Origin of the sequence: Streptomyces sp. SID3212, from assembly GCF_009865405.1 — a bacterium.
Taxonomy (GTDB): Bacteria; Actinomycetota; Actinomycetes; order Streptomycetales; family Streptomycetaceae; genus Streptomyces.
Genome location: NZ_WWJY01000805.1, coordinates 1 through 14617, shown reverse-complemented (window position 1 = coordinate 14617; position 14617 = coordinate 1). Strand labels below are relative to the sequence as shown.

Annotated in this window: 12 protein-coding genes; 6 read left to right on the top strand and 6 right to left on the bottom strand. The window is 72.6% G+C overall.

Going from position 1 to position 14617, the window contains the following annotated elements; translation table 11 throughout:
* Together GT042_RS24535 and GT042_RS24530 are read left to right on the top strand one after the other, a co-directional pair.
* On the top strand, positions 1 to 1332 hold a 1332-nt coding region (locus GT042_RS24535), incomplete at its 5' end, for a cytochrome P450 (protein WP_161310901.1).
* Complete coding sequence (locus GT042_RS24530; RefSeq protein WP_161310900.1) at positions 1332 to 2612, top strand: cytochrome P450; 1281 nt, start codon at positions 1332 to 1334, stop codon at positions 2610 to 2612. The genes GT042_RS24535 and GT042_RS24530, both read left to right, overlap by 1 nt.
* Before the next feature lie 26 nt (positions 2613 to 2638).
* Here GT042_RS24530 and GT042_RS24525 read toward each other — a convergent pair whose 3' ends face one another.
* From GT042_RS24525 to GT042_RS24510, 4 genes are all read right to left on the bottom strand, one after another.
* Positions 2639 to 3448 carry a L,D-transpeptidase family protein gene (locus GT042_RS24525; protein ID WP_161310899.1) on the bottom strand — a complete coding sequence of 270 codons (810 nt, stop codon included), beginning with the start codon at positions 3446 to 3448 and terminating at the stop codon, positions 2639 to 2641.
* 131 nt (positions 3449 to 3579) lie between these two features.
* On the bottom strand, positions 3580 to 4443 hold the full coding sequence (locus tag GT042_RS24520; RefSeq protein WP_161310898.1) for a hypothetical protein: 864 nt from the start codon (positions 4441 to 4443) through the stop codon (positions 3580 to 3582).
* Positions 4440 to 5006, bottom strand: coding sequence for a SigE family RNA polymerase sigma factor (locus tag GT042_RS24515; RefSeq protein WP_161310897.1), 567 nt, complete (start codon positions 5004 to 5006; stop codon positions 4440 to 4442). Before GT042_RS24515 ends, GT042_RS24520 begins: the two co-directional genes overlap by 4 nt.
* Positions 5007 to 5151: 145 nt before the next feature.
* The gene (locus GT042_RS24510) at positions 5152 to 6435 is read right to left on the bottom strand and encodes an MFS transporter (protein WP_161310896.1); all 1284 of its coding nucleotides are present in this window, start codon (positions 6433 to 6435) and stop codon (positions 5152 to 5154) included.
* A gap of 77 nt (positions 6436 to 6512) precedes the next feature.
* Between GT042_RS24510 and GT042_RS24505 the strand changes: the two genes are divergently transcribed.
* Complete coding sequence (locus tag GT042_RS24505) at positions 6513 to 6908, top strand: MerR family transcriptional regulator (RefSeq protein WP_161310895.1); 396 nt, start codon at positions 6513 to 6515, stop codon at positions 6906 to 6908.
* A 67-nt stretch (positions 6909 to 6975) separates the two neighbouring features.
* Here GT042_RS24505 and GT042_RS24500 read toward each other — a convergent pair whose 3' ends face one another.
* Positions 6976 to 7341 (bottom strand): VOC family protein, encoded by a 366-nt coding sequence (locus tag GT042_RS24500; RefSeq protein ID WP_161310894.1) that lies wholly within the window; start codon positions 7339 to 7341, stop codon positions 6976 to 6978.
* A gap of 87 nt (positions 7342 to 7428) precedes the next feature.
* Positions 7429 to 8337: a helix-turn-helix transcriptional regulator gene (locus tag GT042_RS24495; protein ID WP_161310893.1), complete on the bottom strand. Its 909-nt coding sequence runs from the start codon at positions 8335 to 8337 to the stop codon at positions 7429 to 7431.
* Between the two features lie 101 nt (positions 8338 to 8438).
* Between GT042_RS24495 and GT042_RS24490 the strand changes: the two genes are divergently transcribed.
* From GT042_RS24490 to helR, 3 genes are all read left to right on the top strand, one after another.
* The gene (locus tag GT042_RS24490; protein WP_161310892.1) at positions 8439 to 9131 is read left to right on the top strand and encodes an SDR family oxidoreductase; all 693 of its coding nucleotides are present in this window, start codon (positions 8439 to 8441) and stop codon (positions 9129 to 9131) included.
* A gap of 107 nt (positions 9132 to 9238) precedes the next feature.
* On the top strand, positions 9239 to 11992 hold the full coding sequence (locus GT042_RS24485) for a SpoIIE family protein phosphatase (protein ID WP_161310891.1): 2754 nt from the start codon (positions 9239 to 9241) through the stop codon (positions 11990 to 11992).
* A gap of 184 nt (positions 11993 to 12176) precedes the next feature.
* Entirely contained in the window at positions 12177 to 14459 is a 2283-nt protein-coding gene (helR, locus tag GT042_RS24480) for an RNA polymerase recycling motor ATPase HelR (protein ID WP_345943898.1), read from the top strand.
* Positions 14460 to 14617 lie beyond the last annotated feature (158 nt).

Sequence of the window (14617 nt, the reverse complement as noted above, 5' to 3'; positions counted from 1 at the left end):
GCGCCCGTCGCCCCGGACGCCCTCACGCCCGGCGGCTCCCCGGCCTCCGTCCCGATCCAAGTCCCCTCCGGCGGCTGCCCGTTCGCCGCGCGGGCCGCCGCCGGCGGGCTCGGTGACCTCCCGCGCATCCACGGGCCGGAGTTCAGCGCCGACCCGCACGCCACGTACGACAAGCTCCGCGCGCAGGGCCCGATCGTGCCGATCGAGATCGCCGAGGGGATGTACGGGTACCTCACCACCACGTACCGCGCCGCCCTCCACCTCCTGCGCAACACCCCCGACAAGTTCGCGAAGGACCCCCGCCACTGGGTGGCGCTGCGGACCGGGCAGGTCCCTCCCGGCACCCCCTCCGCCGCGATGATGGAGCCGCGCGACAACGCGCTGTGGATGGACGGCATGCCGCACACCCGGCTGCGCAAGTCCATCACCGACACCCTCGACCTCATCGACACCCACGCGCTGGTGGCGACGGTGACCCGGATCGCCGACACCCTCATCGACGCGATGGCGCCGCGCCCCGAGTTCGACCTCGTGGCCGACTTCTCCGACCCGCTGCCGATGCAGGTGCTCATCGAGCTGTTCGGCTGCCCGCCCGACCTCGGCCGCAGGATCATCGAAGCGATCGGCCGGCTCTTCGACGCCGGCGCGGACGCCGCCGAGGCCAGCGCCGAGGTCGCCACCGCCTGCCTGGAACTGACCCGCCTCAAGCGCGCCGAGCCCGGCAGCGACGCCACCTCCTGGCTGATCGCCCACCCGGCCCAGCTGACCGACGTCGAGATGATCCAGCAGATCCTCCTCGTCGTCGGCGCCGCCACCACCCCCAGCTCCAACCTCATCGCCAACGCCCTGCTGCTGATGCTCGACGACGAGCGGTTCAGCGGCAGCGTGTACGACGGGGTCCACTCGGTCTCCGAGGCGATGGACCAGGTTCTCTGGGAGGACCCGCCGCTCGCCAACTACTCGCCGCTGTACGCGCGCAGGGCGGAGACGTACGAAGGAGTACGGCTGGAGCCCGGCGTCCCGATCCTGGTGAGCTTCGCCGCCGCCAACTCCGACCCCGCCCTCAACCACGCCGGCCACCGGCGCGCGGGCAACCGCGCGCACCTCGCGTTCAGCGCCGGTGTCCACGGCTGCCCGGCGCCCGACCTGGCGGGCATCATCACCGAGACCGCGGTCGAGCGTGTCCTCGACCGGCTCCCGGACCTCAGGCTGGCCTGCGACCGCAAGGACCTGACCCGCAGGCCCGGCACCTTCCACTCCGGCTGGACCGCTCTACCCGTGGTCCACACCGCTGTGGTTCCCCTCTCCGCACCACACCCTGGAGTGCATTGATGGACGCCCAGCCCGCCCCCCGCCCCACCTCCGCCCCCGCCGCCGGCTGCCCCTTCCGCATCGACCCCGCCGCGTCGGACATCCACGCCGAGGCCGCCGCGCTCCGCGCCGGCGGCCCCGCCGTCCAGGTGGAGCTGCCCGGCGGGGTGGTGGCGTGGTCGGTCACCGAGACCGCGCTGGCGAAGCGGCTCCTCACCGACGACCGGGTGTCCAAGGACGCGCACCAGCACTGGCCGGCGTACATCCGCGGGGAGATATCCGAGGGGTGGCCGCTGCGCCTGTGGGTGGACGTACGCAACGCCCTGACCGCGTACGGCGACGAGCACACCCGGCTGCGCCGGCTCATCGGCCCGGCGTTCAGCGCCCGCCGGGTCCGCGCGCTCACGCCCGCGATCGAGGGCATCGTCGCGGAACTGCTGGACGAGCTGGCCGCGTTGCCCGACGGCCCGGAGGGGTACGTCGACCTGCGCGCCCGGTTCGCCTGGCTGTTGCCCCTCCGGGTGGTCAACACGCTCCTCGGGGTGCCGGAGGAGATGCACGAGGCGTTCCGCACCACGATGGGCGGCCTGTTCGCCACCGACCACACCCCGGAGGAGGCCGTCGCCGGGGTGATGGCGGCGTACGAGCAGATGGCGGCCCTCGTCGCCGTCAAGCAGCTCCATCCGGGGGAGGACGTCACCAGCGACCTCGTCAACGCGAAGGACGACGAAACCGGTACGGGCCTGGCCCAACAGGAGCTGCTCGACACACTGTTGCTCCTGATCGGCGCCGGCCACGAGACGACCGTCAATCTGCTCGACCACGCGATCGCCGATCTCCTCGACCGTCCCGAGCAGTTGGCGATGGCGAAGGACGGCCGGGTCTCCTGGGGTGACGTGGTGGAGGAGTCGCTCCGCCACCAGGCACCCCTCGCGAGCATGCTGATGCGGTTCGCCGTCACGGACATCGAGGACGAGGAGAGCGGTCTGACGTTCCGTCAGGACGAGCCGATCGTCATGAACTACGGTGCCATGGGTCGCGATCCGGCGGTGCACGGGGACGACGCGGAGATCTTTGACGTCACCCGTACCACCCGCAAGGAACACCTCGCCTTCGGCTACGGCGTGCACTACTGCCTCGGGGCCGAACTGGCCCGCGTGGAGGCGAAGATCGCGCTGTCCGCGCTGTTCGACCGCTTCCCGGACCTGACCCTCGCCGTGCCGGCCGCCGAGCTGCGCCCGCAGGAGTCGTTCATCTCCAACGGCCACCGCGAGCTGCCGGTCCACCTCAGGGGGCAGTGAGCCCGTACCGGGCCGTCAGTTGGGCCTCAGCGTGCCAGGGAGGTGGCGTCGCCCATGACCACCACGGGGTGCCGGGCCGGATCGAGGGCGCGCAGCAGCTTCTTCATGTGCGCCTCGGAGAGGCTGACGCAGCCGTGGGTCGGGCCGCCGTGGTCGACGTGGAACCAGATGCCGCCTCCCTTCGAAGCGCCGAGGGGCCGCGTCCAGTCGAGCGGCGTGCGGCCCGGCTGCCGGTTGTAGTTGATGGCGACGACGTAGTCGAAGGAGCCCGCGAGCGGTTCGCCCTCGAAGCCGGTCCCGCCGATGGTGAAGCCGCCGGAGCGGTTGTACGGGAGCTTCGTGCCCGGGTCGTCGAGCCGGCCGCCCGCGTCGGTGAGGCCGAACACCCCGATGGGCGAGTGCAGGTCACCGGCCCGGTGGTGGTCGGTCCAGCCGCGCAGGGCGTTGTGCGCGGCCCAGGTGTCCCCGGCCCGCCAGCCGGCCGGGGTGCGTTCGTACAGCACGGCGTCCGAGCGCGGTGAGTCCTTGCCCGCGCCGGTGACCACGACGACCTGGCGGGCGTTCGGCGGTACGGAGTCCAAGGTCCGGGGACCGAGTCCGGGCAGTTCGCGGGGGAGCGCCTCGGCGGTGGGCGTGGGGGCGGCGGGGGACCCCGGGGCGTTCTTGGCGGCGGTCGTGGCGGGCGGAGGGGACGTCTGGTCGCGCGCCCCGGCGGTGCCACCGCAGCCGGTCACGGCGGCGAGGGCGAGGGCGGTGACGGCGGTGAGGGCGAGGACGTGGAGGCCGGGGCGTACGCGGGGACGCGGGCGCGGGCGTGCGGAGAGTGTCGCGGGCATGGGTGTGGAGCTACCTTTCGCGGCCGGTGGGTCGGCAGGCGGAGGGGGAGAGGGCAGAGGGGGAGACGAGGGGGAGACGAGGGGGAGGGAAAGGGCGAGGGGAAGCGTGAGGGGAAGCGTGAGGGGGCCGGTCAGCCGGCCTGACCGTCCGGGGCGCGGGTGGACGCGGGCGTGGAGACGACGGCCCGGGTCAGGATCTTCTCGACGACGAGGACCGTCGACGGCGACACGTTCTTGAGGCAGACGAACGCGTCCACCGCGACCGGCCTGTTGTCGTCGGTGGTGCGGGCGATGCCCCAGGCGGCGAACTCCAGGTCCCCGCCGAACAGTTGGCAGCTCTTGCTTGCCCGGACAGGCTTGTCGAGATTGAACGTCTTCTTCCCGGACGGGACGTGCGGCTTGTTCGTCTTCTGGAAGGCGATCACCACCCCGTCCTTGCCGAGCGGGGACACCGGCGCGCACGCGAACACACCGGTGATCAGGTCCGGGCAGGTGTCCCAGGCCACCACGGGCTGATTGGTGACGAAGTCGGCGGCCGACGCTGTCTTGGGCCGTACGCTCCCCGTCCTCCACCCGGGGGACAGGGTCAGTTTCAGCCCGAGGTCGGGGAAACCGGCGAGCGCCGTGCCGGGGGAGGACGTGGGGTCGTCCGTGGGGGGCGGGGTCGTCGGGCCGTCGGACGGGACGGCGCGCAGGGACGACCCGAGGGGAGCGGGCCGGGCCGAGGATTCGCCGGGCGTGAACGGGCGCAGGAACGTGACCAGTACGGCCACCGCCGCGACTCCCGTCACGGCCGCGCCCAGCGCGGCACGGCGCTGCCGCCGCCGCGCCACACGGCGGCGCACCTGGACCATCCGCCCGGCGGGCGCGCCGAGGTGCGGGGTGGCGCGCTCCAGGAGGACCCGCAGCTCGTGTTCTTCGTGTTCTTGATCGGGTACGGGGGGAGTCGCGTCGCGGTCGCCGGAGCCGTACCCCTCAGGGCGTGAGCGCGTCACCGGTCACCCCTCTCGGCGGGTGCCGGGGCCGGTGTTGTTGCCGTTGCCGGGGAAGGTGCCCGTACCGGAGCGGGCGAAGCCGTCGGCACCGCCAACCGCCCGCGCAGCACACGCATCGCCTTGGCGGCCTGGCTCTTGACCGTGCCGGGCCGGCAGTCCAGCACCTTCGCCGTCTCCTCGACGCTCAGGTCCTCGAAGTACCGCAGCACGATCACCGCCCGCTGCCGGGCCGGCAGCCGCCGTACCGCCAGGGCCAGCGAGTGCTCCAGGTCGACCGCCGCGAAGACGTCGGCGGCCGTCACCTCCGGCAGGTCGTCGTGCGGCACCTCGCTCCGCCAGCGCCGTTGACGCCAGGAGGCGGAGGTGTTGACCAGGGCTTTCCGTACGTACGCCTCCGGATTCTCGTCGGCGATGCGCGGCCACTTCGGCCACACCTTGGCCAGGACCGTCTGCAACAGGTCCTCCGCCAGGTGCGCGTCGCCCGTCAGCAACCAGGCGACCCGCAGCAGCCGGGGCCCACGCGCGGCGACGAACTCCTCGAAGTCCCGCGTCGACCCCGTCACCGCCCGGTCCTTGCCATCGCACCTCTGTCCATGACTGTTCCTTCACATCCTGGTCAACCGGGTGGGGGAGTGGTCCGGTTGCCCAGGGAGATCCAGGTCACAGAGAGGCGCCCGCGATCCGGTTCACGGAGGGGCACCACCCGCCTCAGCCCGTACGCGTTCCCGTACCCGTACCCGTACTCGTACCGATGGCTGTGTCCGTACGTTCCCCCGCCCCCGGAAACCCGTGCGCGCGGGCCCCGGCCACCACGGCCAGCACCGGCACCAGCAGGACCAGGACACTCCAGGGGAAGGACCGCGAGCCGAGGCGGTCGAGGAGGACGCCGCCGACGACCCCGCCGCCCGCCATGGCCGCGTTCCACAGGGTCACGAGCATGGCCTGCGCGGTGTCCGCCTCTTCGCCGCCCGCGTCGCCCACCGCCGTCTGGAGGAGCGTCGGGGCGCCGCCCCAGCCGAGGCCCCACAGCGTCACGGCGGCGTAGACGGCGGCTGGGCTGTCGGCGGCGATCGCCAGGACGGTGGCCGCGACGGCGAACAGGACCGTGGAGGCGAGGGTCAGCGCCCGCAGCCGCCGGTGGATGTGGACGCCCACGATCCAGATGCTCAGGAGGGAGGCGGCTCCGAAGACCAGGAGGACCACGTCGGTGGAGCCGCCCATGCCGAGCCGGTCGAGGAAGGTGGCGATATACGTGTAGAGGACGGTGTGGGCCAGGACGAGGACGAGTGTGACGAACAGGACGGGCGCCACCCCGGGCAGGGCGAGGGTCCGCAGGACGGGCGTCCGGCCCTCCCGCCGTTGCCCCTCCCGCTGCCCTTCCCGTCGCTGCCTCTCCCGCCGCGGTCCCTCCCGCCGTTGCCCCGGCCGGTCGGGGACGGTGACGGCGATCCAGCCGAGCAGGACGACGGCCAGCACCGTCATGACGGAGAACGTCACCCGCCACCCGACCGCGTCGCCGAGGAACGTCCCGGCGGGGACGCCCAGGGACAGCGCGACCGGGATGCCGGTCATGACGATCGCGATCGCCCGGCCCTGGAGGTGCGCGGGCGCGAGGCGGCGCGCGTACCCGGCGAGCAGCGCCCAGGCGAGTCCGGCAGCCACTCCCGCGACGAACCGGGCGGCCATCGTCAGGGGGTAGTTCGCCGAGACGGCGGTGACGGTGTTGGCGACGGCGAACCCGGCCATCGCCACCAACAGCAGCCGCTTGCGCCGCCATCCGGCGGTGGCGGCGGAGAGCGGGATCGCGGTGGCGGCGGTGCCGATCGCGTAGATGGTGACGGACTGCCCCATGGCGGACTCGCCGACGCCGAGATCCGTACTCATGGCGGGCAGCAGGCCCGCGGGCAGGGTCTCGGTGAGGCTGGTGACGAAGACGGCGGTGGCCAGGGCGAGGAGGGCGGGCAGCGGAAGGCGCGCGGGGGTGCGGGACATGCTGCGTATGCTCGAACCCTCACATTGATGTGAGGGTCAACGCGAAGACGGACGCGACGAGATGTGAGGCCGATCACGTGCGTATCGGAGAGCTATCTGAACGCACCGGCACCCCGCGCCGGTTGCTGCGGTACTACGAGGAACAGGGCCTGATCGTCGCCGGCCGCTCGCCGAACGGCTACCGGGCGTACGACGCGTCCGACGTGGACCGGGTCATGCAGATCAGAGGCCTGCTCGACGCGGGCCTGCCGACCCGGATCATCAAGCAGATCCTCCCGTGCCTGGACAAGCCCCGGGTCATCCACTTCCCCGACGCCACCCCGGAGATGCTGGCCACGCTGGAACGCGAACGGGACCGCATGACGGCCCGCATCACCTGCCTGACCCGCAACAGGGACGCGGTGGCGGAGTACTTGGCGGAGGTACGGGGCAACGCGGCGCCGACGACGGGCGCCGCCTCAGCCCAGGCGTGAGCGCCGCCTGGATCCCTACCTGCCTGGATCCCTACCTGCCTGGATCCCTAGCTACCTGGACCCCTGCCTACTCGCTCGCCTGCTGTCGCCGGTGGCCGAGCACGCAGAACTCGTTCCCTTCGGGATCCGCCAGGACGACCCACGACTGATCCCCCTGACCGATGTCGACCCGCCGCGCGCCGTGGGCGACCAGACGAGCCACTTCGGCGTCCTGGTCGTCGGGCCGGAAGTCGAGATGCAGCCGGCTCTTGGACTCCTTGGGCTCCTCGATCCGGACGAAGTCGATCCCCGGGACGCGATCGGGCGCCGGGCGGATCTCGAACTCGTCGTCGGAGGTGTGCACCACGACCCAGCCGAGAGCGTCGGCCCACCACTGCCCCAGGGCAGCCGGATCCACCGAGTGAACGATGACTTGTTCCCATTCCAAGGTCATCCGACGAGCTTAGACCGGCCAGGGTTTCCCCGACCAGGGGATTGTTTCTCCCGCAGGGGGACGCGCCGCCGTCCCGCCCCTTCCCGGCTACCCCACCAGCTTCTGCGTGCCGAGAACCGCCAGCAGCGCCAGCCGGTCCGCGTCCTCCGTGCCCGGTTCCGCCGTGTAGATCATGAGGCGCAGGTCGCTGCCCGCCACGCTGAGCACGTCGCAGTCCAGCGTCACGGGACCCACGTCCGGGTGGTCGACGGTCTTGCGCGCGGCCTCGTGCCGGCCGACGACCCCCGTGTCCCACAGCTCGGCGAACCGGTCGCTCTGCGCGCGCAACTCCGCTACCAGACGCCGGAGTTGCCGGTCCGCCGGATAGCGGCCCGCCGTCGCCCGCAGGTCCGCGACCAGCGCCGCCTCGAACTCCCGCCGCGCCTCCGGTGTGTGCCGGACGCGGCTGCCGGGGCCGACCAAGTTCCGCCACACACCGTTGCGTTCGTGGCCGCGCCACCCCGACGGGTCGCCCATCAGCGCCGCGTACAGCGGGTTCGCGAGGAGCAGCGTCCAGGCCGCGTCGTACACCCCGACGGGACTGCCGGCCAGCCGGTCCAGCAGGCGCTGCACGCTCGGGGTGATGTACGCGGGGACGGTGTCGGGCCCGGACGGTACGAGCCCGGCCATCCGGAACAGGTACGCGCGTTCCTCCGCCGACAGCCGCAGCGCGCGGGCCAGCGCCTCGACGACCTGCGCGGACGGGTTGGTGGCGCGCCCCTGTTCGAGGCGGGTGACGTAGTCGACGGAGATCCCGGCCAGGAGGGCCAGTTCCTCGCGGCGGAGCCCGGCCGCGCGCCGGTGCCCGCCGGCGGGCAGCCCGGCGGTCTCGGGGGCGACGCGGTCGCGCCAGCGCCGTACCGCCTGACCGAACTCGGTCGCGCCTTCCGTGGCCGCGCCTCCCTCGGTCGTGACCCCCTTTGCCGTGCCCCCCTTGGCCGTGCCACCACTGGTCATGCCTCCAGTGAACCGCGTCCGCCCCGGATCTGCCTGGCACCAGCAGTCCCAGGAAGACGGGACTCCTGGTTGTCCCCACCCCCGCGGCGGAACCTGAAGCCATGACTACGACATTGATCACAGGAGCGAACAAGGGGCTGGGTCTTGAAACCGCCCGCCGACTCGTCGAAGCAGGTCACACCGTCTACCTGGGCAGCAGGGACGCCGAACGGGGCCGCCGGGCCGCCGAGCGGCTGGGCGCGCGGCTCGTCCTCCTCGACACCACCGACGACGCCTCCGTCGAAGCCGCGGCGAAGACCGTCGAAGCGGACGGCGGCCTGGACGTGCTGATCAACAACGCGGGGATCGAAGGGACCGTGTTCGGCGCCGAGGACACGACCGCCGACAACCTGCGCCCGCTGTTCGAGACGAACGTCTTCGGTACGGTACGCGTCACCCACGCGTTCCTGCCGCTGCTCAGGCGCTCCACCGCCCCCGTGGTGGTGAACGTCAGCAGTTCCCTCGGGTCCACGACCCTGGTCGCCGCCCCGGGCACGCCGACGTACGGATACCCGGGCGTCGCCTACCCGGCGTCGAAGGCGGCCGTCAACATGATCACCGTGCAGTACGCCAAGGCGTTCCCGGACATCCGGATCAACGCGGTGGAGCCTGGCTTCACCGCGACCGACCTGAACGGCCACCGGGGCACGCAGACCGTGGAGGAGGGCGCCGAGATCATCGTCCGGATGGCACAGATCGGTCCCGACGGCCCCACGGGCGGCTACTTCGACGCGGCGGGGTCCCTGCCCTGGTAGAGGGTCTCCGCCCGCGTACGGGGGAGGACCGCGCGCGGGTCCCTGGCAAGATGCGGCCCCGGTATGTCGCATTAGCATGGATTGTCAGGGGCCGGAGGTGACAGCGCATGCCCGACGGTGATGTGTTCGTGCTCATCGGCGAGGGCGGCCGGGTGGTCGAGTGGGGGCGTCCGGCCGAGGAACTGTTCGGCTGGTCCGCCGAGGAGGCCGTCGGCCGGTCCGTGACCGCGCTCCTCCGGGAGGTCGCCGCCGACGACGAAGGGCGGCGCGAGGAGTTCTCGGACACGGCCACGGTGGTGGTCAGGCCGGTGCTGCGCGGAACCGCCGTTCTGTGGCAGGTACTTGCGGCGGGGGAGACCCTGTCGGGGCGGGACGTGGCGATCCTCAAGGCCATCTTCAGCCGCTCCCCGGTGGGGGTGCACGTCCTCGACGAACGGCTGCGGGTGGTCCGCACGAGCAGGGAGCGCCGGCCGGATCAAAGCGGGCCGGAGGAAGGCAGACCGGAGGACGGCAGACCGGAGGACAGCAGACCCGACGAATATCCCCCCGCGAAGGGCCTGTTGGGCGAGCACCTCACCGAACTGTACGAACGCCTCTACGGACTTGAGGACCCCGAGGAAGAGGCCGCCGTGGCGCGCGGGGTCCTGGAGAGCGGGGAGCCGGTGGTGAACCGGCTGGTCCGGGGCGTGGGGGAGTGCGACGAGGGAGCGGTGGAGGGAGCGGTGGGGCCACCGGTCGAGGGGCCGGACGCGGGGCCGGACGAGGGGCCGGACGAGGGGCCCGGCGGCCCCGGGCGCCGGAGCCGTACCCACTCCGTCTCCTACTTCCGCCTGGAGGACTCCCGCGGCGACGTCCTCGGCCTGGTGGCCTGCGAGGCCGACGTCACCGAGCGGGAGAACGCGCGGAACCGGCGCGAGATCCTGGACGCTGCCCGTACCCAAGTGGGACCCCGGCGTAGCATCCGCGAGGTCTGCGAGGACCTGGCGGAGGCGGTGGTACCGGATTTCGCGGGCCTCGCGGCGGTCGAGGTGGTGGAGGACGTGGTCCGCGGGGAGGAACCTCCGCCGGTGCCGGTCCACCGGAAGGTGCCCTTGCGCAGGATGGCCGTACGGGGCCCGGTCCCCGGGCGTCCGGGCGAATCGGGGCCGCGACCCGGGCCCGGGCCGCCGCCGGAATCCGAACCGCTGGCGGGACCGGCGTACTACCCAGTCGGAGACGTACGTCCGCTGCCCACCGGCACCCCATTCTCGCGGGTGCTGTCCGACCTCCGGCCGCGCCTCGCGCAGATCGGCGAGGACAGCGCGTGGCTGGCCGCGGACCCGGTCAGGGCCGAGGTCGTCCGGCGCACCGGCGCCCACTCCCTGGTCGTGGCTCCGCTGGCGCTGCACGGCCGGGCGCTGGGTGTGGTCAGTTTCTACCGCCTCCCCGGGGAAGAACCCTTCGACGAGGAGGACGCCGAGGTGGCGGCCACCGTGTGCGCGCACGCGGTGCTCTGCGTCGACAACGCCGCTCGGTACATGCGGGAGTGGATGGTCGCGCTGACCGTCCAGCGTCGGCTTCTTCCCCGGCCGCCCACCACCCAGGCCACGGTGGACCTCTCCCACCTGCATCTTCCGGATCCGGAGGGGGGCGGCGCGTGGTTCGACGCGATCGCGCTGCCCGGCGCGCGGACCGCCCTGATCGTGGGCGAGGTGATGGGGCGGGGCATCACCGCGGCGAGTGCGGTGGGACTGCTGCGGACAGCCATCCACACGCTCGCGGCCCTGGATCTGGGCCCCGACGAGCTGCTGGCCCGGCTGAACGACACGGCGGTACGGCTCGCGGCGGCGCCCCTGACGATCCCGACGGCGCACACCACGGCGCCCGGGGCGGATCCCCTGACGAATCCCGGGACGGATTCCGGGGCGGATCCCGTGACGAATCCCCCGGCAGGTTTCCTGGCGGATCCCCCGGGAGATTCCCGGACAGGCTCCTCGACAGGCTCCCCGGGGGATTCACCGGAAGGTCCCCCGGCGGACGAGCCCGCCACCGCCCCCCTCACCGCCGGCTGCGCCGTGGCCATCTACGACCCGGTGGACCTGACCTGCACCCTCGCGCGCGCCGGTCTCCCCGAGCCGGTGGTGGTCCTCCCCGACGGAAGCTCGGAGAGCCTCCCCGTACCCGCGGGTCCCCTCCTCGCCGGGACGGACAACGCGCCCTTCCCCGCGACCACCGTCCGTCTCCCCGAGGGAAGCACCCTGGCGATAGGTACGGCCGCGCTCGCGGACGACGTCCTGGCGCCGACCGGCCCGGAGGGCCCGCTCCTGGAAGCCGCCGCGACCACAGCCCTGCCGGAGGTGTGCGACGACCTCGCGTCCGCACTCACCACCGGCCTCCGGCCGAGGACCGGCGAAGCGCTGATGCTGCTGGCCCGTACGAAGGCGCTGCCCCAGGACCGCGTACTCACTCGCGACCTTCCCGCCGACCCCGAGGCCGCCCCGATCGCCCGTGCGGCGGCCCGCCGGCAGCTGGACGCGTGGGGGGTGGACGAAGAGACGGCGTTCACGACCGAGCTGGTCGTCAGCGAGCTGGTCGGCAACGCGATCCGCTACGGCGCCCCGCCCCTGCGGCTGCGCCTCATCCGGGAACGGATGCTGACCTGCGAGGTCAGTGACGGGGCGGGCAGCGCACCGCACGTGAAACACGCCCGCACCGTGGACGAGACGGGCAGGGGGCTGTTCATCATCGCGAATCTCGCGGAACAGTGGGGCACGCGCTTCCAGGACGACGGAAAGACGGTCTGGGCGCAGTGCCCCAGCAGAGCGACTGCCGCGACCACCGACGCGAGAGCGCCCGCCGCGTCACCAGGGCTCCCCCGATGACGGGCCGGCTCCGCGAGAGCCCGCCGAGGGGGGAGGGGAAAGGGGAGTACTCACCTCTTTCCACTCTCAACCTATAGCGCATGGGGGGCCTTGCGGCAAGGCCCCGGTCATGCCGCACAATCGTCGGCCGGGGCCAGATCGCCCCCCGGCGCCCGGCCGCAAGCGGCCCCACATCGGAGTTGAAGTGAACAACCCCCCGTCCGACCCCGTGTCCGACCCCCCGTCCGACTCAACGTCCGACCCCTCGACCGGCCGACCGAACGACCACCGCTCCAACGACCACCCCTCCACCCCTCCGCCCCCCAGCGCCTTCAACCTCCCCGACCGCCTGTCCCCCAAGGCCGATCCCGCGCTGATCGCCGCCGACGAGCAGCACTTCGCCGCCATCGCCGAAAGCCTCGACCGGTCGATCGCCGAGCTCTCCGCCCTCCTCGAAGCCGAGCTGAGATCGCCCGGCGGCGTCGGCCGCCACGCGATGGACCGGGACACGGAGGTCCACCGGCTGACCGCCCGGCTGCGCGCCCTGCGCCGCTTCGGGCTGGACCTGTGCCTGGGACGCATGGTCGGTACGGACGACCCCGAGCCCGTGTACGTGGGACGCCTCGGCCTCACCGACAGCACCGGGCGCCGGCTGCTCCTCGACTGGCGCTCCCCCGCCGCCGAGCCGTTCTTCGGCGCCACCCACGCCAACCCGATGGGCCTGGCCAGCCGCCGCAGGTACCGCTGGACCCGGGGCCGGATCGGCGACTACTGGGACGAGGTGTTCACGGCGGACGGCTTCGCCGGGCACGCCGCGCTCGACGACCAGTCCGCCTTCATCGCCAGCCTGGGCAGCAACCGCTCGCCCCGGATGCGCGACGTGCTCGGCACCATCCAGGCCGACCAGGACGCCATCATCCGCGCGGGGTCGCGCGGCGCGCTGGTGGTCGACGGCGGTCCCGGTACGGGGAAGACCGTCGTCGCCCTGCACCGCTCCGCGTACCTCCTCTACTCCGACCCCCGCCTGGGCCACCGCCGGGGCGGTGTCCTCTTCGTCGGCCCGCACCAGCCGTACCTGGGGTACGTCGCCGACGTCCTCCCCAGCCTGGGGGAGGAGGGCGTCCAGACCTGTACCCTCCGCGACCTCGTCGCCGAGGGAGCCGCGGCGACGGTCGAGGCCGATCCGGCCGTGGCCCGCCTGAAGGCGTCGGCGGACCTGGTGAAGGGGATCGAGACGGCTGTCCGGTTCTACGAGGACCCGCCCACCCAGGGCATGACGGTCACGACCCACTGGTCCGACATCCATCTGAGCGCCGACGACTGGGCCGATGCGTTCGAGGCGGCCGAACCCGGCACTCCGCATAACGACGCCCGCGACCAGATCTGGGAGGAACTGCTCACCATCCTGGTCGACAAGCACGACGACGAGGCGTCGGCCGTCCCGCTCCGCAAGTCCCTGCCGCAGAACCGGGAGTTGCGCACCGCCTTCAACCGCGCCTGGCCGCTGCTCGAAGCGACCGACCTGGTCGGCGACCTGTGGACCGTACCCGCCTACCTGCGCAAGTGCGCTCCCTGGCTGAGCCGCGACGACGTACAACTGCTGCAACGCGCCGACCCGCAGGCCTGGACCGCGTCCGACCTGCCGTTCCTGGACGCGGCCCGGCAGCGGCTCGGCGACCCGAAGGAGTCGCTGCGACGGCGCAGGCACAAGGCCGCCGTCGCCGCCGAACGGGAGCACATGGCCAAGGTGGTCGACACCCTGCTCGCCGCCGACGACGACGGGGAGGGTGCGGTGACGATGCTGTACGGGAAGGACATGCAGGACGCCCTGATCGACGAGAACACGCCGTCGAGCGACACACCGGCGAGCGCCGAACCGGACGTGCTCGCGGGGCCGTTCGCGCATGTGGTCGTGGACGAGGCACAGGAACTCACCGACGCGGAATGGCAGATGCTCCTGCTGCGGTGTCCGTCCCGGAGCTTCACCATCGTCGGGGACCGCGCGCAGGCCAGGCACGGCTTCACGGAGTCGTGGCAGGAACGGCTGGCGCGGGTCGGACTCGACCGGATCAAGCTGGCGTCGCTGAGCGTCAACTACCGTACGCCGGAAGAGATCATGGCGGAGGCGGAGCCGGTCATCAGGGCCGTACTGCCGGACGCGAACGTGCCGACGTCCATCCGCCGCGGCGACCTTCCTGTTGTCCACGGTCCCGCTGCGGACCGGGACGTGATCCTGGACCGCTGGCTCGCGGAACACGACGACGGGATCGCGTGCGTGATCGGCGATCCGGCGTTCGGTACGAGCCGTATGGCCCGTACGTCGTCCCGCGTCAGGTCACTGACTCCCGAGCTGTCGAAGGGACTTGAGTTCGACCTGGTGGTGCTGGTCGATCCGGAGGAGTTCGGTCAGGGGATCGAGGGGGCGGTGGACCGCTATGTGGCGATGACGCGGGCGACACAGCAGCTGGTCATCCTCACCAGCGGCTGAGGTACGGGGGCGTCTCAGGGACGAAGACCGGCGCGGAGAGCGGCATCCAGATCACGCAGGAGCTCTCCCACCCGCCCGCCTCCGGGAGGCGCGGCGGGCAGCCGGCGGAGCACGGCGGTGACGGCGGCGGGCGCGTGCGGGCGCGCCCACTCCAGGGT

Coding starts and splice junctions, on each gene's coding strand:
- GT042_RS24530 (WP_161310900.1), top strand. CDS start 1,332: ATGGACGCCCAGCCCGCCCCCCGCCCCACCTCCGCCCCCGCCGCCGGC.
- GT042_RS24525 (WP_161310899.1), bottom strand. CDS start 3,448: ATGCCCGCGACACTCTCCGCACGCCCGCGCCCGCGTCCCCGCGTACGC.
- GT042_RS24510 (WP_161310896.1), bottom strand. CDS start 6,435: ATGTCCCGCACCCCCGCGCGCCTTCCGCTGCCCGCCCTCCTCGCCCTG.
- GT042_RS24500 (WP_161310894.1), bottom strand. CDS start 7,341: ATGACCTTGGAATGGGAACAAGTCATCGTTCACTCGGTGGATCCGGCT.
- GT042_RS24495 (WP_161310893.1), bottom strand. CDS start 8,337: ATGACCAGTGGTGGCACGGCCAAGGGGGGCACGGCAAAGGGGGTCACG.
- GT042_RS24490 (WP_161310892.1), top strand. CDS start 8,439: ATGACTACGACATTGATCACAGGAGCGAACAAGGGGCTGGGTCTTGAA.
- GT042_RS24485 (WP_161310891.1), top strand. CDS start 9,239: ATGCCCGACGGTGATGTGTTCGTGCTCATCGGCGAGGGCGGCCGGGTG.